At 65.7% G+C, this 19,054-nt stretch carries 13 protein-coding genes; 7 read left to right on the top strand and 6 right to left on the bottom strand.

What is annotated here, in order from left to right:
- Positions 1-301: 301 nt before the first annotated feature.
- Positions 302-1,168, bottom strand: a complete 867-nt coding sequence (locus A7X97_RS09975) for a methylglyoxal synthase (protein ID WP_088496785.1) — start codon at positions 1,166-1,168, stop codon at positions 302-304.
- A 167-nt stretch (positions 1,169-1,335) separates the two neighbouring features.
- Between A7X97_RS09975 and A7X97_RS09970 the strand changes: the two genes are divergently transcribed.
- Positions 1,336-3,744: an ATP-binding protein gene (locus tag A7X97_RS09970; protein ID WP_088496796.1), complete on the top strand. Its 2,409-nt coding sequence runs from the start codon at positions 1,336-1,338 to the stop codon at positions 3,742-3,744.
- Here A7X97_RS09970 and A7X97_RS09965 read toward each other — a convergent pair.
- From A7X97_RS09965 to A7X97_RS09955, 3 genes are all read right to left on the bottom strand, one after another.
- Positions 3,730-5,175 carry an FAD-dependent oxidoreductase gene (locus tag A7X97_RS09965; protein WP_072167408.1) on the bottom strand — a complete coding sequence of 482 codons (1,446 nt, stop codon included), beginning with the start codon at positions 5,173-5,175 and terminating at the stop codon, positions 3,730-3,732. The two genes, A7X97_RS09970 and A7X97_RS09965, sit on opposite strands and share 15 nt — an antisense overlap.
- A gap of 85 nt (positions 5,176-5,260) precedes the next feature.
- Positions 5,261-9,715 carry a glutamate synthase large subunit gene (gltB, locus tag A7X97_RS09960; RefSeq protein ID WP_072167407.1) on the bottom strand — a complete coding sequence of 1,485 codons (4,455 nt, stop codon included), beginning with the start codon at positions 9,713-9,715 and terminating at the stop codon, positions 5,261-5,263.
- Positions 9,716-9,889: 174 nt separating this feature from the next.
- Positions 9,890-10,279, bottom strand: a complete 390-nt coding sequence (locus A7X97_RS09955; RefSeq protein ID WP_032954733.1) for an I78 family peptidase inhibitor — start codon at positions 10,277-10,279, stop codon at positions 9,890-9,892.
- Positions 10,280-10,390: 111 nt separating this feature from the next.
- On the opposite strand from A7X97_RS09955, the gene A7X97_RS09950 reads away from it, so the two are divergent.
- Positions 10,391-11,449 (top strand): DNA topoisomerase IB, encoded by a 1,059-nt coding sequence (locus A7X97_RS09950; RefSeq protein WP_088496784.1) that lies wholly within the window; start codon positions 10,391-10,393, stop codon positions 11,447-11,449.
- Here the strand turns inward: A7X97_RS09950 and A7X97_RS09945 are convergent.
- Positions 11,437-11,745, bottom strand: a complete 309-nt coding sequence (locus A7X97_RS09945) for a hypothetical protein (RefSeq protein WP_005421049.1) — start codon at positions 11,743-11,745, stop codon at positions 11,437-11,439. The genes A7X97_RS09950 and A7X97_RS09945 overlap by 13 nt on opposite strands.
- Positions 11,746-11,941: 196 nt before the next feature.
- On the opposite strand from A7X97_RS09945, the gene A7X97_RS09940 reads away from it, so the two are divergent.
- The 4 genes from A7X97_RS09940 to A7X97_RS09925 all read left to right on the top strand — a co-directional run bounded on the left by A7X97_RS09940 (position 11,942) and on the right by A7X97_RS09925 (position 17,296).
- Positions 11,942-13,048: an SDR family oxidoreductase gene (locus tag A7X97_RS09940; protein WP_088496783.1), complete on the top strand. Its 1,107-nt coding sequence runs from the start codon at positions 11,942-11,944 to the stop codon at positions 13,046-13,048.
- Positions 13,049-13,283: 235 nt separating this feature from the next.
- A complete protein-coding gene (locus A7X97_RS21900; RefSeq protein ID WP_181503435.1) occupies positions 13,284-13,445 on the top strand; it encodes a hypothetical protein in 162 nt (53 codons plus the stop codon).
- A gap of 489 nt (positions 13,446-13,934) precedes the next feature.
- A complete protein-coding gene (locus A7X97_RS09930; protein ID WP_111007878.1) occupies positions 13,935-16,055 on the top strand; it encodes a peptidase domain-containing ABC transporter in 2,121 nt (706 codons plus the stop codon).
- Positions 16,052-17,296, top strand: coding sequence for an HlyD family secretion protein (locus A7X97_RS09925; RefSeq protein WP_072167403.1), 1,245 nt, complete (start codon positions 16,052-16,054; stop codon positions 17,294-17,296). The genes A7X97_RS09930 and A7X97_RS09925 overlap by 4 nt, the downstream gene beginning before the upstream one ends.
- 77 nt (positions 17,297-17,373) lie before the next feature.
- Here A7X97_RS09925 and A7X97_RS09920 read toward each other — a convergent pair whose 3' ends face one another.
- The gene (locus tag A7X97_RS09920; RefSeq protein ID WP_072167436.1) at positions 17,374-18,474 is read right to left on the bottom strand and encodes a serine hydrolase domain-containing protein; all 1,101 of its coding nucleotides are present in this window, start codon (positions 18,472-18,474) and stop codon (positions 17,374-17,376) included.
- Positions 18,475-18,665: 191 nt separating this feature from the next.
- On the opposite strand from A7X97_RS09920, the gene A7X97_RS09915 reads away from it, so the two are divergent.
- A complete protein-coding gene (locus tag A7X97_RS09915) occupies positions 18,666-19,052 on the top strand; it encodes a BlaI/MecI/CopY family transcriptional regulator (RefSeq protein ID WP_072167402.1) in 387 nt (128 codons plus the stop codon).
- The last annotated feature ends 2 nt before the right edge of the window (positions 19,053-19,054 follow it).

The following is a 19,054-nucleotide window of genomic DNA, read 5'->3' as shown; positions in this document are numbered from 1 at the left end:
ACATGTAGTGACGATCCACGCCATGAGTGGATGAAATCTGTCAGATATCGAATGAAATTCCGGGGTCAGATCCGTTTTCCTTCGGAAAACGGATCTGACCCCATGAGCTGTTCCGACAGATCGCGGAGGTCTGTCGAAGGCGGGGTGGGTCCGGTTGCGGGGGCGTGAGCCGCATGGATGCGGCGACCGAGCTTACAGGGACGTACTTGCAGCGACCCCTGCGCAATCCACCCCGCCTGGCCGAGCACGGCTTCTGGTTTGAACGACCGACCACGAGGGGTGCAGCCGTTGGCCGAAACCCTCACCCAGCCCGCAATGCCGCCGCGGCCGCCCAGCGTGCCGCCACCCTCGGCGCGGTGATGCACACCGCCTGGTCGGTCACCGTTGTCACCGCGCGCTCCAACAGCTGGATATCGGCCTCGTGCTGGCGTGCCACATGCGGGTCCTCGAAGAAGATCGCGCGCTGGCAGCGCCCCTCCAGCACACGGTCGGCAATCTGCGCATCGCCGCCCATCGGGCCGCTCTGGTAGCGCGTCACCCACGGCGTATCGCTGGGCCAGCCGCGGCTCCAGGCCAGTTCGTTCAAGCGCTGGCCGGTGGTGCCGGTCGCCACGCGCTCGCCGAACCGTGCCAGCACATCGAAGTGCTCGTCGGCGAAGGCCAGCATCGCCGGCTTCATGGCGTCGTGCGCGATCAGCGCCAGCGTCTGGTGCTGGAAGGCATGCAGATCGTCGGCACCGGCATCGGCAGCCAGCCCGGCGTGGATGCGTTCCACCTCGATCCAGTCACGCGCAGTGGCCACGGTTGAAATGAACGGCTTGCCGTGGATCACGCACTGCCGCTTGAGCGCGGTTGCCTCCGGAAACACCGAGGAAGGATCGACCGGGTCGATCAGGTAGATCGCACCGTCCAGGGTGCGCTCCGGCCCCATGCCAACCACTTCGGCCACCAGCTTCATCAGGCCACCCTCGCGGCCGTAGGGGTAGCGGTGCAGGCCGCCGTAGCCGGCCAGGAAGCCCTGCCGTTCGATCGCATCGTGGGTGCGCCCGACCGCGTGCAGCGATACCCCCAGTTCACGCAGCCCGGCCTCGCTGGCACGCAGCCAGCGGAACAGCGCGGCGCGCGCATCGTGGTGATGGAGACGGTTGGCGGCCAGGCCGATACGCATCGAGCGCTCCGTAGGGACGGGTAGAAGCGGCAGTGTATGTCGGCATTCGCCGATAGGGATGTTTTTCGAATTTTTCTCATTGTCGCGGAAGCGCGCCTCGCTAGCGTGGCTGGCAGCGGTACCGCTGCGCGGCCGTGGTTCCTGCCCGCGAAATGAGGATGTCTACCGTGAATGTCGCCGGCCGCCGCGCCGTCGCCGCTGTCATGGCATCGCTGTTGCTGCCCGGCATCGCTGCTGCGTCCGGCTGTGCGAGTCCACTGCAGGTGGCATGGCGTTCCGATCGGCCGCCGCTGTCGTACAGCGTGCAGGGCGACCTTGCGGGGTTGGCTGCAGATTACCTGCCGCTGCTGGGCCCGCAGGCAGTGCAGCATGCGCAGCCGTTGCCGGCAGCGGTGCTCACCGATGACCCGCTGCCGGCTGGCACCCAGGTGCTGCTGGGCTGGCCGCGCGCACAGCTGCCGACCGGCTGGGTGGCCAGCAGCCCCTACCTGGAAGTGCCACAGGTGATCGTGCGGCGCGAGGGTGCAGCGCCAGTGCTGGGGTTGGAGGGACTGCGTGGCCGCAGCGTGGCCAGCCCGGACCGGCTGCCGCTGGACGCATTGCTGGCCGAACAGGCCCCGGGTGCGCAGCTGCTGGCACCGGCGCCGCTGGACCACGCGCTGTCACTGCTGCGCGCCGGGCTGGTCGATGCCGTGGTGGCCAATCTCGCTGAAGTCGAAGCCGCGCTTCGCGCCGTGCCGGGTGACCCTCTGGTGATCGCAGCACCCGCGGGCTTCGGCGATGCACTGGTGCTGGCCGCCGTACCGGCCTGTGCCGCGGTGGTCGCTGCCTTCGACCGGGAGCTGCAGCGGGAGGGCGATGCGCGTCGGGCGTCGGTTCGCAGTGCCTGGCTGCCGGAACTGCCACGTGCGCGGCCCGCCGGTTCGGCACTGCGCTGGCTGGTGCCGGTGTCGCTGATCCTGCTCGCGCTCATACTGCTGCATGCCTTCGGCTACTGGCGCGTGCATCGCGAGAGCGTGCGTCGCCGGGTGCTGGAGCAGCGCTTGCATGAAGTCACCGCGAACCTGCCGGCGGTGGTCTACCAGGCGCGCCGTTCGGCAACCGGCCACTACAGCCTGGCGCAGATCGCCGGCGACGTGCAGGCGCTGTTCGGCGTAGCCGTGGAGACTGAGCAGATCGACCATCTGCAGCTGCTGGCGGCCGTGCATGCCGGTGACCGCAGCCGGGTGATGGCGAGCATCGAAGCGGCCGCGCTCGTGCGCGGTCCGATCGACGTTACCTTCCGCACCCGGTCGGCGCAGGGCTGGCGCTGGGTCCGATCACAGGGACGACCGTTGCCGTGCGATGACAGCAGCGTGGAGTGGAGCGGCTACTGGATGGACGTCAGCGAAGCCCAGGCGCGCGCAACGGCGTTGGCCGAGGCGCGCCGCGCGGCCGAGCAGGCGGCGCTGGCCAAGGGCCATTTCCTGGCGACCATGAGCCACGAGATCCGCACGCCGATGAGCACCCTCCTGGGCATGCTGGAGCGGCTGGCTGGCACGGACCTGGATGCGGGCCAGCGGCAGGTGCTGACCACCGTCGGTGACGCTGCGCAGATGCTGCGGCAGATCCTCGACGATGTGCTGCACAGCCAGCGCCTGCAGCCGGCGCCCCTGCAGCTGCGTCCGACCGATCTGGCGGCGCTGGTGCGCGCGGTGCAGCAGCTGTTGATGCCCGTCGCGGCCAGCCGCGGGCTGCACCTGTGCAGCGAGATCGACCCGACGTTGCAGCCCTGGTCGCTGGCTGACGGGCTGCGCCTGCGGCAGGTCCTGTTCAACCTGGCCGGCAATGCGCTCAAGTTCACCCTGCAGGGAAGCGTGGTGTTGCAGGTCCGCGTGCTGCAGCAGCGCGACGGCGGCCAGCGACTGCGCCTGCAGGTGACCGACACCGGCGTGGGCATCAGCGTGGAGCGGCAACAGGCGGTGTTTGCCGCCTACGAGCAGGCCGAGGCGTCGACCACGCGCCGTTTCGGCGGCAGTGGCCTGGGGCTGTCGATCTGCCGCGAGCTGGCGACGTCGATGGGCGGGCGTCTGCACCTGCGCAGCGTGCCCGGCAAGGGCACCACTGTGTGGCTGGAGCTGGACCTGGCGGCCTGTGCGGCCCCCGCTGCGGGACCGGCGACGGCACGGCCCGCGCAACGACCGTTGCCGCCGGCGCGGGTGCTGGTGGCCGAGGATCATCCGACCAACCTGCAGTTGCTGGCACAACGCCTGTGCGAGCTGGGACTGCAGGTGCACGCCTGTAGCGACGGCCTGCAGGCATGGGAGGCCTGGCAGGCGCAACCGTTCGACCTGGTCATCACCGACTGCCACATGCCGCACATGGATGGCTTCGCGCTGGCCCGGGCGATCCGGAGCGACGCCTGCGCCACCCGTGCGCGGGTCCCGATCATTGCGCTGACTGCCAGCGTGCTGGAGCGCACCCGTGAGGCCTGCCGTGATGCGGGCATCGACCATTTCCTGGCCAAGCCGCTGGAGGTGCACGAACTGCGCGCGCTGCTGGAAGTGCTGCTGCTGCCGGACTCAGTGCGCCAGTAGGCGGACGATGCTGGCAGCAGCGTCGCGGCCTTCGGCCACCGCGGTTACCACGAGATCGGCACCACGCACCGCGTCACCACCGGCGAACAGGCGTGGATGCGCGGTCTGGAACGGCAGGCGGTCCTTGCCACCGGCGAGGATGCGGCCATTGGGCTGGCCTTCCACCCCCAGTTCCGCCAGCCACGCCGGCACGCTCGGCGAGAAGCCGAAGGCGATGATCACCACGTCTGCCTCCAGCAGCGACTCACTGCCTTCGATCGGCACCGCGTTCTGGCGGCCATTGGCATCGGGCTCGCCCAGCCGGGTCTCGACCACGGTCACGCCGATCACCTCGTCGTCGGCGCCGGCTTCGATCGACAGCGGCTGCCGGTTGAACAGGAAGCGCACCCCTTCCTCGCGTGCATTGGCGACTTCGCGCGCGCTGCCGGGCATGTTGGCTTCGTCGCGGCGATAGGCGCAGGTGACCTTGGCCGCGCCCAGCCGCACCGCACTGCGCACGCAGTCCATGCCGGTATCGCCACCGCCCAGAACCACCACGCGCTTGCCGTTGAGGTCGGGCAGGGCGATGGTGTCTTCCCAGCCGGCGATCGGCCGGCCCTTCGGATCATCGCCGCCGACGATGCGGCTGTTCTGCACCAGGAACGGCAGCGCCGGCAGCACGCCCTTCAGGTCCTGGCCGACCAGGCCACCCTCGGTATAGCGGTAGGCGCCGGTGCCGATGAACACCGCATCGTGGCTGTCCAGCAACTGCTGCACGCTGACATCACGGCCGATCTCCACACCGAGGCGGAACTGCACGCCCATGCCTTCCAGTACTTCACGGCGGCGATGGATCACGTCCTTGTCCAGCTTGAAGCTGGGAATGCCGAACTGCAGCAGGCCACCGATCTGCTCGTAGCGGTCGTAGACCACGGCGGCAATGCCGGCGCGTGCCAGGCGGTCGGCACAGGCCAGCCCGGCCGGGCCGGCACCAATCACCGCCACACTGTGGCCGGTCGGCTGCACCGCGCCAAGGTCCGGGCGCCAGCCACTGGCCAGTGCGGTATCGACGATGTACTTCTCCACCGCGCCGATGGTGACCGCGCCGAATTCCTCCAGCGTGCAGCTGCCTTCGCACAGCCGATCCTGCGGGCAGACCCGGCCGCACACTTCCGGCAGCGGATTGGTGCTGTGGCACAGCGTGGCGGCCTCGTGGATGCGGTTTTCCTGCACCAGCTGCAGCCACTGCGGAATGGCGTTGTGCACCGGGCACTTCCAGCTGCAGTACGGGTTGCCGCAGTCCAGGCAGCGGCCCGCCTGGTACTGGGCGTCTTCCTTGCCGAACTTGCCGTACAGCTCGCCCCAGTCGCCGGACGTGCGCAGTTCCACCGGGATGCGCTGCGGCATGGTGCGGGGCAGGTCGAGGAACTGGAAGGCGTGCTTGCGGCTCATGGCGGACTCTGTGGTGTTTTACGGATGCCGGCCAGCGGCCGGCACTACGTGATCCTGGGTTGCCGGCCAGCGGCCGGCACTACCGTCAGGCGGCGCGTCGCAGGGTTTCGGTCAGCGACTCGATGCTGGCGGCCTTCGGTTTGACCAGCCAGAACTTGCCGATGTAATCGCGGAACTCGTCCAGGATCTGCTGTGCCCAGATGCTGCCGGTCAGCTCGCGGTGGCGGCCGATCAGGCGGTGCAGGTGCTGGCGGTAGTTCTCGAAGCCTTCGGCGGAGACGCGATGGATGTCGATCAGCTCGTGGTTGTAGCGGTCGACAAAATCGCGGTCCACGTCCAGCACGTAAGCCAGGCCACCGGTGAAGCCGGCGCCGAAGTTCAGCCCGACCTTGCCCAGCACCAGCACCACGCCGTCGGTCATGTACTCGCAGCAGTGGTCACCGGCACCTTCCACCACCGCCAGCGCGCCCGAATTGCGCACCGCGAAGCGTTCGCCGGCACGACCGGCGGCGAACAGCTCGCCACCGGTAGCGCCATACAGGCAGGTGTTGCCAATGATGGCGGTGCTGCGTGCCTCGAAGCGGGCGCCACGCGGCGGACGCACCACCAGCCGGCCGCCGGCCATGCCCTTGCCGACGTAGTCGTTGGCTTCGCCTTCCACTTCCAGGTGCAGGCCACCGACGTTGAAGGCACCGAAGCTCTGCCCGGCGCTGCCACGGAAGCGCAGTTCCAGCGGTGCCTCGGCCATGCCCTGGTTGCCGTGCGCGCGCGCAACCGCGCCGGCCAGGCGGGTGCCGATGCTGCGGTCGGTGTTGTGGATCAGGAAGCGGTGCTCGCCACCGCGCTTGTGCTCGATGGCCGGGGCCAGCAGCCCATCCATCTGCGTGGCCAGGCTGTCCGGCGATTCGTACAGGCGCTGGGCGGCGCAGTGGCTGCCTTCGTAGCGGGCATCGGCCAGCAGGCGCGACAGGTCCACGCGCACGCCCTCGCGCGGTGCCGCGTCGATCTGCCGCAGCAGGTCGGTGCGGCCGACGATCTCTTCCAGCGAACGCACGCCCAGGTACGACAGCCAGCCGCGCACTTCCTCGGCCAGCAGGCGGAAGAAGTTCTCCACGCGTTCGGGCTGGCCGGTGAAGTGGTTCTCGCGCAGGCGCTCGTCCTGGGTGGCGACGCCGGTGGCGCAGTTGTTGAGGTGGCAGATGCGCAGGTACTTGCAGCCCAGCACGATCATCGGCGCGGTGCCGAAGCCGAAGCTGTCCGCTCCCAGCAGCGCGGCCTTGACCACATCCAGGCCGGTCTTCAGGCCGCCATCGGTCTGCAGCAGGGTGCGCCCGCGCAGGTCGTTGGCCAGCAGCGCCTGGTGCGCTTCGGCCACGCCCAGTTCCCATGGCACGCCGGCATAGCGGATCGAGCTGACCGGCGACGCACCGGTGCCGCCGTCATGGCCGGAGATGGTGATCAGGTCCGCACCGGCCTTGACCACGCCTGCGGCAATCGTGCCGACGCCGGCATGGCTGACCAGCTTCACCGACACCAGCGCGGTCGGGTTGACCTGCTTGAGGTCGTAGATCAGCTGCGCCAGGTCTTCGATCGAATAGATGTCGTGGTGCGGTGGCGGCGAGATCAGGCCGATGCCCGGGCGCGCATAGCGCAGGCGTGCGATCAGTTCGTTGACCTTGTGCCCCGGCAGCTGGCCGCCCTCGCCGGGCTTGGCGCCCTGCGCGACCTTGATCTGCAGCACCTCGGCATTGACCAGGTATTCGGCGGTGACGCCGAAGCGGCCCGAGGCCACCTGCTTGATCTTGCTGCGCTTCGCGGTGCCATAGCGTGCGGGATCCTCGCCGCCTTCGCCGGAATTGCTGCGGCCGCCGAGGCGGTTCATGGCGATGGCCAGTGCCTCGTGCGCTTCCGGCGACAGGGCGCCGAGGCTGATCGCTGCAGTATCGAAGCGCGGGAACAGGGCGCTGGCCGGGGCGACCTCGTCCAGCGGCACCGGCATTGCGGCCGGCACCAGTTCCAGCAGGTCGCGCAGCGCCGATGGCGGGCGCGCGTGCACCGCATCGCAGTACTGCTGCCACGCACGCGGGTCACCGCTGCGCGCGGCGCGCTGCAGGGTGGTGACCACGTCGGGGTTGTACATGTGGTACTCGCCGCCGTGCACGTACTTCAGCAGGCCGCCCACGTCCACGCCCTGCTGCGCATCCCAGGCCTGCGCGCACAGCTCGCGCGCGTCGGCATCCAGGCGTGCGAAGCCGGCGCCGCCGATGCGCGAGGCGGTGTCCGGGAAGCACATGTCCACAACCTCGGGTTCCAGGCCGATGATCTCGAACAGCTGTGCGCCGCGATAGCTGGCCACCGTACAGATGCCCATCTTCGAGATGATCTTCGACAGGCCCTTGTAGATGCCCTTGCGGTAGCGGCGGCCGATCTGCGACTGCTCGCCGCCCTTGCTGAGCTTGAGGATGCCGCGTCGGCCCAGGTCGAACAGGGTCTGGTAGGCCAGGTACGGATACACCGCGGTGGCACCGAAGCCGAGCAGGCAGGCCATGTGGTGCGGGTCGCGCGCGGTGCCGGTTTCGACGATCAGATTGACGTCGCAGCGCAGCCCCAGCCGCGAGAGGTGGTGGTGGATGGCGCTGGTGGCCAGCAGCGCATGCACCATCGGCCGACCGGCCACCGGGTAGCGGTCGGACAGCAGCAGCATCACCATGCCCTCGCGCGCGGCCTGCTCGGCCTCGGCACAGATGCGCTCGATGCCGGCACGCAGGCCCTCGTCTTCGCTGTAGGACAGGTCGAGCAGGCGGTTGGCCTGCACGTACTGGTCCATCTTCAGCAGCTGGCGCAGCTTGCGCTGGCTCAGCACCGGCGAGTTGAGGATGACGTGGTTCACCGTCTCCGGGCCGGCATGGAAGATGTTGGTCTCCTTGCCGAGCTGGGTGGACAGGGACATCGCGCAGTCTTCGCGCAGCGGATCGATCGGCGGGTTGGTGACCTGCGCGAAGGCCTGGCGGAAATAGTCGTACAGCGGGCGGCTGCGCTGGCTCAGTACCGCCATCGGTGTGTCGTCGCCCATCGAGCCGGTGGCTTCCTGCTCGGTCTCGGCCAGCGGCCGCAGCACCTGTTCCACTTCCTCGCTGCTGAGCTGGTAGAGCTTGTGGTAGCTGCGCAGGGTGGCTTCGTCGAACGGCTCTTCCACCAGCGACGGGTCGATCAGTTCGGTCTGCAGGTAGGTCACGCCCTGCTGCAGCCACTGCTTGTACGGCGCGCGGCCGCGGTTGATGCGGTCCACCGCGTCCGAATCGAGCAGGTCGCCGCGCTTGAGGTCGATGGCCACCATTTCGCCGGGGCCGAGCTTGCCCTTGCGCACCACGCGCTCGGTCGGCACTTCCCACACGCCGGCTTCGGAGGCGACCAGGAAGTGGCGGTCGGCGGTGAGCATCCAGCGCGCCGGGCGCAGGCCGTTGCGGTCCAGCGTGCACACCGCGTAGCGGCTGTCGCAGGCGACGATGCCGGCCGGGCCGTCCCACGGCTCGCTGTTCAGGCCGTGGAACTCGTAGAACGCGGCCAGGTCGGGGTCCTTGAACTCCAGCGACTGGGTGGCCGGCGGCACCAGGATGCGCAGCGCCTGGATCAGTTCCATGCCACCGGCGACCATCAGCTCCAGCATGTTGTCCAGGCTCTGCGAGTCCGAACCGTGCATGGAGATCACCGGATCGAACTCGGCGATGTCGAAGCGCGGCGTCTTCCACACCTTGCTGCGCGCCTGCGCCCAGCGACGGTTGCCTTCGATGGTGTTGATCTCGCCGTTGTGGGCGAGCATCCGGAACGGGTGCGCCAGCGGCCAGCGCGGCAGCGTGTTGGTGGAGAAGCGCTGGTGGAACACGATCGCGCTGGAGGCCAGTTCGCGGCGCTGCAGGTCGGGGAAGAAGCGGCTGAGCTTGTCCGGCAGCACCATGCCCTTGTAGCTGATCGCATCCGGGGTGAGGGTGGTGACGTAGAAGTCGGCATGGTCGCGCAGCTGCTGTTCGCTGCGGCGACGGGCCAGGAACAGCGCCAGCGCGAAGCCGGCATCATCCTGGCCGACGCCGGCATCGACGAACACCTGCTCGATGCGTGGCAGGGTGTCGCGCGCCAGCTGGCCGCAGACGCTGTCGTCGGTGGGTACCTCGCGCCAGCCGGCGACCTTGCAGCCGACCGCTTCGAGCTGCGCCTGCAGCTGCGTGCGGCAGGCGTGTGCAGCCTCGGCATCGTGTGGCAGGAACACCAGGCCGGCAGCGAAGCGTGCGGCGACGGCGATGCCGGCTTCACTGGCCAGCAGTTTCAGGAACGCATCGGGGCGGCGCAGCAGCAGGCCGCAGCCATCGCCGGTCAGGCCATCGGCGGCGACGCCGCCGCGGTGGGTCATGCGCGAAAGCGCGGCGATGGCGGTATCAACCAACAGGCGCGAAGGTTGATCGTCGAGCTGGGCGACCATGCCAAATCCACAGGCATCGCGCTCGGAGCGCGGGTCGTAAAGCCCTTGGCGGTTGCGGGGGGCCATCTCTACCTCGATGCGTATAGGGTTGGCGGCGACACTCGTCCCCGCTCATTCCCTGGAGCGCATCGTGAGGCCACCGGATGCCTCGACTAGATCACAGGTTGCTGCAGCGCCGCAATACACGGTTGCAGGTGCAACAGAACGCGCCGGCAACCCCGTGCCGGCGCGCGGTCGAACTCAGCCGCAGCGCACGCCGCTGACCAGCCCCTTGTCGTCCACTTCGATGTTCAGGCGGTCGCCGAGGAACTCCATGGTGGCGACGTCATTGGGCTTCATGACGCGCAGCTGGTGGGCACCGGCATCTTCCTGCGCCTGCTTGCCCAGCGCGTCGGCGTAGGCCTGGCCGACCAGGCTCTGCACCTGGCTGGCATCGCAGGTGCCGACCGGCGGTGCCTCGGTGGCCTTGCCGGTTTCGTCGGCCGGCGCCTTGGCGGCTTCGGCCGCCTGCTGGGCATGGGCAGTGGCCGAATCCTGTTCATCCAGCGCCGGAGCCTGGCAGGCGGTCAGGGCCAGCACGGCCGGCAGCAGCAGGGCGGAGAGCGAACGGGCGCGAATCGGGAACGACATCATGACTCCGGAAGGGATTGTGAAAGCCCGAGCATAGCGGCGAACCGACCCTCACGTGTTTGTCTTCTGTTATCGACAGGTTCGCGGCATCGCGACGGCGACACTGCGGTCATGTCAACCTCCTCTACCCCCGAACGACAGGCCGCGCGCGCGGCCGGCCTGCGCTATGTCGATGACACCCAGCCAGGCATCAGCCGGCGCCGCGCCGGCAAGGGCTTCAGTTACCGCGATGCCGATGGCCACGCGGTTCGCGATGCCGCCACCCTGCAGCGCATCCGTGCGCTGGCGATTCCACCTGCGTATACCGCTGTGTGGATCTGCGCCCACGCCAATGGCCACCTGCAGGCCACCGGCCGCGATGCGCGTGGACGCAAGCAGTATCGCTACCATGCCGATTGGGCGAAGGAGCGCGATGCCGGCAAGTTCGATCGCATCATCGCCTTTGGCGAGGCGTTGCCCACGTTGCGGCGGCGGCTGTCGCGCGATCTGAAGCAGCCCGGCTTCCCGCGCGACAAGGTGCTTGCGGTGGTGGTGGCCCTGCTGGCCGACACCCTGGTGCGGGTGGGCAACGAAAGCTATGCACAGGAAAACAAATCCTACGGGCTGACAACGCTGCGCAACCGCCACCTGGACCTGCTGCGCGGTGGCCGCGTGCGCATGCGCTTCCGGGGCAAATCCGGGCAGTTGCACGAGGTGGTGGTGGGCGATCGGCGGCTGGGCACGCTGGTGCGCGGCATCCAGCAGCTGCCCGGACAGGCGCTGTTCCAGTACCGCGACGACGAAGGCGCGCTGCAGCCGGTGGATTCCGGCGCGGTGAACGACTACCTGCGCGAGGTGATGGGCGAAGACTTCACCGCCAAGGACTTCCGCACCTGGGGCGGCACGCTGGCGGCGGTACAGGCATTGGCCGCCACCGAACTGCCGGAACCGGCCAGCCAGCGCGCGCTGGCCAAGGCGCAGCGCGAAGTGGTCTGCCAGGTGGCGGCACGGCTGGGCAACACGCCGGCCGTGTGCCGCAAGGCCTACATCGACCCGTGCGTGTTTGCCGGCTGGGAGCGCGGTGAGCTGGCCTCGCTGGCCGGCCTGCGAGGCCCGCGGCAGTGGGAGCAGGCCACCCTGAAAGTGCTGCGCCGGGCGCGGCGGCTCAGTCGCAGTCGTCAGCCGCAGTAGATCGCAACGATGTTGTTGGTCCGGCCCTTCTCGATGGTCAGGCGGTCGCCGCCTTCGCTGGCCGGCGGCACCCGCGGACCGTCATGGCGCAGGACCCGTACGTGCAGGCTGTCGCTGTCCACGCGTGCGCGGGCCACGGTGGCGTCCGAGGCGGCCAGGCCCACCGCGCCGCGCACCCTGTCGCTGTGGCACTGGCCGGAAATCACGCCGTCGATCGGCTGCACCTGGGCCATCGGTGTGCTGCTGCAGGCGGCAAGGGCAAAGCAGGCGGCGGCGGTGGCGATGGCATGTTTCATGGAGGCACTCCTTGTGTGATTGCGTGCAGGGTGCGACGTCAGACGTGGTGGCGGAATGAATGCCGTGCACATCGTGGACACGGCGCGCTCACCGCCGCCAACAGCGTGGGTGGAGACACTGCAGGAGCGGCATGGGCCGCCCCCCGGTAGTGCCGGCCGCTGGCCGGCAGCCCCTTTCCCTCCCGAGGAGACCTGCATGGCCACCACCAGGAAGACCCCCGCCCGCCGTAAGGCATCGCCGAAAGTGCGTAAAGGCAGCACCTCGACCAAGGCGGTCGCCGACCCTGATCGCCCGCGCGTGGTGAAGACCGCAACCCGCAAGGCAGCCGCCAGTGATCCACGGGCGGCACGCGTCGCTGCACGGCAGCGGCGCCTGCAGGACCAGGAGAAGGCCAAGGACGCCCGCGCAGCCAAGAAGGCAACAAAGAAGACCGCGACCCAGGCCGGCGCACGCCGGCAGCCGGAGGCGATGCCGGCGCAGCAGCTGGCCAAGCCCGGGCACGAGCACGAACTGGAGCTGGCGCCCCGTTTCCTTGCGCCCGACTACGCGGGCAGCGGCAAGCTGCAGGGCATGCGTGCGATCGTCACCGGTGGCGACTCCGGCATTGGCCGTGCGGTGGCAGTGTTGTTCGCGCGCGAAGGTGCGGATGTGGCGGTACTGCACCTGGACGAGGCCGAGGACGCGGACATCACCCGCCAGCACGTGGAGCGCGAAGGCGGCCGCTGCGTGGTGATCGCCGGCGATGTGCGCGACCCGCGCTTCTGCAACAAGGCTGTCAAGCAGGTGGCCAAGGCGTTCGGCGGCATCGATATCCTGGTCAACAACGCCGCGTTCCAGCTGCACTGCGAGCGCCTGGAAGACCTGGAAGACGCGCACCTGCAGGAAACCCTGCAGACCAACATCGGCGGTTACATCCAGATGGCGCGTGCGGTACTGCCGCATCTGGGCGAAGGCGCCAGCATCATCAACACCGGCTCGGAAACGGGGATCTTCGGCAGCAAGGCGCTGATCGACTATTCCGCCACCAAGGGCGCGATCCATGCGTTCACCAAGGCGCTGGCCAGCCAGCTGCTGCCGCGCGGCATCCGCGTGAACTGCGTGGCGCCGGGGCCGGTATGGACGCCGCTGAACCCCGCCGACAAGCAGGCCGAAGACGTGGCGGAGTTTGGCAAGGACAGCGACATGGGCCGGCCTGCACAGCCTGAAGAGCTGTCACCGGCGTATGTGTTCCTGGCATCTCCGGCCTGTGCCAGTTACATCAGTGGGGTGATCCTGCCGGTGATGGGTGGGCCACGCGGGTAGGGGGAACCTGTTCGGGTCCACCCAAGACGGGATCGCCAACCCAATATTCTCACGTGAGGCTAGTGTCATTGCCTGCCTACTAAGTGTCAGGCGATTTGCAACTTTCCTCATGGATGTGAATGCAAATTCAAGCACATCGTTGACCTGCGGCGTGAATGCGGAGTCCTGAACTGCCGCCGTGTTGGTTGTATTCGTTAAAGAAGATGGTCCCTTCATCAAGGATAAGGAGCATTCCATGAAAGAGATTTCTGCAGATCAGATCGATAGCATCTCAGGAGGATGGCTGCCTTGGGCCGCCGTGGCCGCGTTTGTCTACTACGAACGAAATGAAATCGCGGACTTTGTAGACGGCGTCTTGGACGGGTTCAATCGAACCAGCTATATGGAGCCAAAGTAAATGAGGGAATTTCGAGAGCTACATTGCGATGAAATCGGAGAAATTTCAGGTGGAGATTGGCAGACTTGGAACTGGGGAAGGATGGTGGGTTCAGCTCTAGGTAGTGCTTGGGGCGCGATGAAGGAGTACGCGGCCTCTCCCGATTCTTCCACTGACGTCATAGTCTAGTTGCTTCCTATTACCTTGGATGCCGGGTGCTTCTACCCGGCATCTTCCATTTTTCGTCGTGGAGCCATTTGTGCAATCAGATGATTCAAAAGGTGGAGGTGAGCGGGGCAAGTTCTATGTTTTCAGAGTCAAAAGGCGGGACGCTCATGTTCTTGGTGCGATTGCATTGCTGTGGTTCCTTTGGAGTCAAGGTGGCGAAATTTACATCCTATTCTCAAAGTTCTTTGAAAGCATTTTGCAGCGGGCGTCCGCTTAGTCTGGAGATCCACCGCAATTGAGAACGCAATCGATGAAGTATTTTCACGACTAGGAGGGCGACGCATGGACGCCCCTATACAGTCTGAGGTGGCTGAGTGTGGTCTTGCATGCTTGGCCATGGTCGCGGCGCACCATGGCAACAAGGCCGGGCTTCGGGAACTTCGTCGCCGGTATCCGCTCTCGCTCAAAGGCGCTACGCTGGCTCACATCATTGACGTTGGGGCAAAGCTTGGCTTTCGTTGTCGCCCGTTGAGCTTGGACATGGAGCATCTGAGCCAGCTGCAACTGCCCTGCATCGCGCATTGGGACCTTAATCACTTCGTGGTGATTGAGAAGCTCCATCGAAGCAGCGTCACTGTCCTGGACCCGGCATTTGGCAAGCGCAAGCTATCCTTCGAAGAGGTCTCGCGGCACTTTACGGGCATCGCTCTTGAGCTCCATCCAACCGCAGAGTTCCAGGTCACGCCGCCTCCAGCCGCAGTCTCGCTGAAGCAATTGACCGGAAAGATCGAAGGGCTATGGCGATCCCTCGGCTTGCTGCTGATGTTGTCAGTTGCTCTTCAAATATTCGTGCTGATAGCGCCATTCTTCATGCAATGGACAGTTGATCAGGCACTAGTCGCTTCCGATAGAGACCTTCTGACTGTACTTGGCCTCGGCTTTGGTCTGGCACTTGTACTGCAGGTATGCATCGGACAGATTCGCGGCAGAGCGGTGATTTATCTGTCGAATCGGTTGAGCCTGCAGTGGACCGGCAACGTCTTTCGACATCTCATGCACTTGCCCTTGGATTACTTTGAGAAGCGCTATCTGGGTGACGTCACCTCGCGCATGGGGAGTGTTCAGGCCATTCAGCGAACGCTGACGACAAGTTTTGTTGAAGCGCTGATCGACGGTCTCATGATGACAGTGACGCTTGGCATGATGTTGCTGTACAGCTGGAAGCTCGCTCTCGTCACCCTAATCGCCGTCGCCCTGTATGCCGTCGCGCGCGCGTTAGCATTTAATCCTCTTCGGCGCGGAACCGAGGCGCAGTTGATCGCGGGGGCAAAACAGCAGAGTCATCTGCTTGAGTCAATCCGCGGAGTTCAGTCAGTGAAGGTCGCGGGCCGCGAGTCGATTCGCCAAGCTGGCTACTTCAACCTTTTGAACGATGCCATCAACCGAGACATTTGGCTTTCGAAGTTTGGCCTGGGTTTCAGTGGCGCAAGCCAATTTGTGTTTGGTCTGGAACGCATCGCGGTCATCTGGATTGGAGCGCTTCTCGCAATGGAGAGCGTGTTCTCAGTGGGTATGCTGATCGCTTACCTTGCCTACAAGGATCAGTTCTCACAGCGCGTGGGCGCCTTGATCGACAAGTGGGTGGAACTCCGCATGCTTCGCTTACATGGTGAGCGGCTTTCTGACATTGTTCTCACGGAGCCGGAGAGCCCTTCTTTAAGGTCAGGTGGTCTGCCCCCTGATGATCTGCGTATCGAGGCCGATGGACTTGGCTTTCGCTATGCTCCTGGTGAGCCGTGGGTACTCAGGAACTGCAGCCTGGTGATTGAGCCCGGCGAATCGGTGGCCATCATCGGTCCCTCGGGTTGCGGAAAGACAACATTACTGAAGATTCTGCTTGGCCTTCTGCAACCCTCCGAAGGCGAGGTTCGAGTCGGGGGCGTGCCGCTTTCCAAGCTCGACATGGATGCCTATCGCCGAGTGATCGGAGCTGTAATGCAGGATGATCAGCTCTTCGCGGGAAGTGTGAGTGAAAATATTGCCTTCGAGGATCAGGACTGGGACGAAGATCGAGTGCGTGAGGCAGCTCGCCTAGCTGCAGTCCACGACGATATCTCTGCGATGCCAATGGGGTATAACAGCCTGATCGGAGACATGGGAACCTCCTTGTCGGGAGGCCAAAGGCAGAGGGTAATCCTTGCTAGAGCCTTGTATCGGAAACCTCGTTTTCTCTTTCTTGACGAGGCAACCAGCCATCTGGACGTGGATCGAGAGAGGCTTGTCAGCAACGCGGTGCGGAAGCTTGACCTCACCCGAGTGATCATTGCTCATCGTCCCGAGACGATCGCAAGTGCCGACCGAGTCCTCGTTATGCATGCGGGGACGATTGCTCCGGAACTGAAGCGAAGCCCTTCGGGTCCTTTGGCGAACGGAGAACAGCGTGAAAAGGTCACTGTTTCATGAGCGATTTGTTCCGAAAGGAGGCAGTGGACGCACAGCGGCGCAGCTGGCTCGGGGCGATATCTCTCGCGCAACCTGTTCGATTCTGGATTCTGGGGCTCTTCGCAGCGATAGCTGCCTCGACAATTGTCAGCTTCCTGTACCTGGGCGAGTACTCGCGCAGATCGCGGGTACTGGGTGAACTTGTGCCAGATCTCGGGCTGTCCACAGTCGTCGCTCCCTCTGCAGGTGTCGTGTCAAGGTTGAATGTGGAAGAGGGCGACCATGTTCGTGTTCAAGATGGACTGCTGACAGTGAATGTTCCAAGAGTCACGTCCTCCGGTCGCGATTCTGTGTCTACCTTGCTCGATGCCCAGAGGAGCCGAATTGCAAGCGTAAGCGCGATCAGCGAGTTTCAGGACAGACAGTTTGCAGCCCAGCAGGACGGCGCCAAAGCGCAGCGCAGCGCGATGTTGCAAGAGCTAGCCCAGATTGAGTCTGAGATCCAGACACGCGGCGAGCAGGTAAGGATCGGGCGCGAAACCGTAGCTCGCTATAGAAGCGTGGAGGGTCAGCGTTATGTGAGTCTCGTTCAGATCAACCAGCAAGAGCAATCGACACTTGAGATGGTGAACGCACAGCAGGCGCTCCAACGCCAAGCGACGTCAATTCGTAGGAGTCTGGCTGAACTGGAGCAGCGCCTTGCGGAGATTCCTCAGCAGAGGCTGTCGACTAAGGCCGCGTCTGAGCGGGACTTGGCGGCACTGAGCCAGGAAACTATTCGGATGGAGGCCGATGGCGAACTCCTTCTTCGGGCTCCCGTAGCCGGACTTGTCGCGAACCGGTTGGTCGAGGCCGGACAGGCCGTACAGCCAGGTCAGGCGATTCTTAGCTTGCTACCCGAAGGGTCCGAGCTAAGAGCGCAGTTGCTTGTCCCGAGTTCCGCGATAGGCTTCGTGAAAGTGGGTGATCGAGTTTTGCTGAGGTACCAAGCATATCCCTACCAAAAGTTCGGTACTCATGAGGGCACCGTAATTCGCATCTCCAGAAGCGCAATGATGAAAAGTAAGGAGAGCAACGATCCAAATCAGTCCCTGTATCGTGTCTTCGTTTCGCTGGACCACCAGGATGTTCTGGCATATGGGAACCGCGAGCCACTGCGTCCAGGTATGCAGCTTGAAGCAGATATTATGGGAGAGCGCCGAAAGCTCTATGAGTGGTTACTCGAGCCGCTCTACTCTGTCACGGGAAAATTTACGAGATAGTTGATGATGCGCACATCGCGGACACGGTGCGCTCATTGCCGCCAACATGGATGGAGATACTCCAGGAGCGGCATGCGCTACCCCTCGCAGTGTTGCCGCTGCCTGCCGCGTCTGAGCGCTGTTTCAGCAGTCGCATAGAAGTCGGCAATGCGCGGAATGAACTGCTGCGGATTGGCACCGACAAGATTGGTCAGCACCACTACCGCCACGCCGCGCTCGGGATAGACCACGAAGGCCGAGCGCGCACCGCCGATACCGGCCACCTGAAGGTCGGGCGACGCGCGCAGTACCGCCCAGCCACCCGCCCACGGGCCGGCACGGCCATCCGCCAGGCGCTCTGCGCTCCACATCCGCCGCAGGGCCGTCTCCGGCAACAGGCGGCCTTCGGTCAGCGCGACCAGCCAGCGCGCGGTGTCGTCGGCGGTGGTGAGGATGCCGCCACCCGCCCACAGCGAAGGCGGTATGTCGTAGAACCAATGCGACAGGCGGGACGGCGCATCTACAGCGTCGGTGGCGCGCGGGGCCAGGCTGTACATCGTCGCCGCATCCGGAATCAGGTCGTAGCTGTCGCCGAAGGTGGTGCGGGCCATGCGCGCGCTGCTGAACTGGCCGGTGGCGAGGAAACGTTCGTAGGGCATGCCGGATTGCTGCGCGATGATCCGTGCCAGCAATACGTAGTTGGTCTGGTTGTAGGCGAAGCGCTGCCCAGGCGCCGCTTCCAGCGGTCGAGCTGTCACCGCCGCCCATGCCTGTGCTTCGGAACCTCCGCCCAGCAGCCCGTTCGCATCAAGGATGTCCGGAAGGCCGGAGGTATGCGCCAGCAGCTGGTGTACGCGTACGTCTCTCCACGCTGGCGGAAGATCACCCAGATATCGCGAGGCCGGCGCGTCCAGATCCAGTTGCCCCTGCTGGGCCAGCTGCGCGGCAGCCACGCCGGTGAATGCCTTGGTGGCCGAATTGAGCGGGAAGCGGGTGTCGCGCGAGGCAAGCACACCGTTCTCCACGTTGGCCAGCCCGTAGGCTTCGGAGAGCACGATCTGCCCATCCTTGACCACCGCGATCTGCAATCCCGGGATGCGCTGCTCCAGCATGATCTGGCGGATCAGGCGGCGGGTCTGGTCGTTGGCCTGGTCCTGGCTGGCAGAGACGGCGGCGAAGGGCAGGGCACTGACGAGCATGAGCAGGACTCGGAGCATTGGGCGGGACGTGCGGAATTCCAGCGGGGCGTTGCGGATCGGATGCGGCGGGCGGGTCAAAGGTTTAAGCGCTCGGTGGTGCCTACCGTTCGTCGGCCCATGACTTCCGGGGGGTTGACTACAGATGTCGTCAAGCTGACAGTGACGACACGTGTAGTCAAGGGAGTGGTGTCATGCGCGGCAAGACCATCGGGGACCAGGAACTGGCCCTGCTGCAGTACATCGATGAACATGCGCCGGCCAGTGTCGGTGAGGTCGCCAGTGGCTACGGCGAGGCCCGTGGGCTGGCTCGTTCCACTGTGCTGACGATGATGGAGCGCCTGCGGGCGAAGGGGTATCTTCAGCGCCGGCAGCAGGACGGCGTCTACCGCTACCAGGCCACCCGTGGCCCGCAGAGCGTGCTGCAGGGCGCGGTGGCGCAGTTCGTCGACAACACCCTGCAGGGCTCGGTGTCGCCGTTCGTGGCCTATCTGTCGCAGCGGCAGAAGGTCAGCGACAACGAGCTGGCCGAGCTGGAAGCGCTGGTCGCCCAACTCCAATCGCGTCGCCACGAGGGCTGAGC

Source organism: Stenotrophomonas sepilia (assembly GCF_003244875.1).
Classification (GTDB): domain Bacteria; phylum Pseudomonadota; class Gammaproteobacteria; order Xanthomonadales; family Xanthomonadaceae; genus Stenotrophomonas; species Stenotrophomonas sepilia.
The sequence above is the reverse complement of the archived record's forward strand: the minus strand, read 5'-3'. Positions and strand labels throughout refer to the sequence as shown.

What these genes read in the sequence shown, in the direction of transcription:
- A7X97_RS09975 (WP_088496785.1), bottom strand. Translation starts at nt 1,168, where the DNA reads ATGCGTATCGGCCTGGCCGCCAACCGTCTCCATCACCACGATGCGCGC.
- A7X97_RS09965 (WP_072167408.1), bottom strand. Translation starts at nt 5,175, where the DNA reads ATGAGCCGCAAGCACGCCTTCCAGTTCCTCGACCTGCCCCGCACCATG.
- gltB (WP_072167407.1), bottom strand. Translation starts at nt 9,715, where the DNA reads ATGGCCCCCCGCAACCGCCAAGGGCTTTACGACCCGCGCTCCGAGCGC.
- A7X97_RS09955 (WP_032954733.1), bottom strand. Translation starts at nt 10,279, where the DNA reads ATGTCGTTCCCGATTCGCGCCCGTTCGCTCTCCGCCCTGCTGCTGCCG.
- A7X97_RS09950 (WP_088496784.1), top strand. Translation starts at nt 10,391, where the DNA reads ATGTCAACCTCCTCTACCCCCGAACGACAGGCCGCGCGCGCGGCCGGC.
- A7X97_RS09945 (WP_005421049.1), bottom strand. Translation starts at nt 11,745, where the DNA reads ATGAAACATGCCATCGCCACCGCCGCCGCCTGCTTTGCCCTTGCCGCC.
- A7X97_RS09940 (WP_088496783.1), top strand. Translation starts at nt 11,942, where the DNA reads ATGGCCACCACCAGGAAGACCCCCGCCCGCCGTAAGGCATCGCCGAAA.
- A7X97_RS21900 (WP_181503435.1), top strand. Translation starts at nt 13,284, where the DNA reads ATGAAAGAGATTTCTGCAGATCAGATCGATAGCATCTCAGGAGGATGG.
- A7X97_RS09930 (WP_111007878.1), top strand. Translation starts at nt 13,935, where the DNA reads ATGGACGCCCCTATACAGTCTGAGGTGGCTGAGTGTGGTCTTGCATGC.
- A7X97_RS09925 (WP_072167403.1), top strand. Translation starts at nt 16,052, where the DNA reads ATGAGCGATTTGTTCCGAAAGGAGGCAGTGGACGCACAGCGGCGCAGC.
- A7X97_RS09920 (WP_072167436.1), bottom strand. Translation starts at nt 18,474, where the DNA reads ATGCTCGTCAGTGCCCTGCCCTTCGCCGCCGTCTCTGCCAGCCAGGAC.
- A7X97_RS09915 (WP_072167402.1), top strand. Translation starts at nt 18,666, where the DNA reads ATGCGCGGCAAGACCATCGGGGACCAGGAACTGGCCCTGCTGCAGTAC.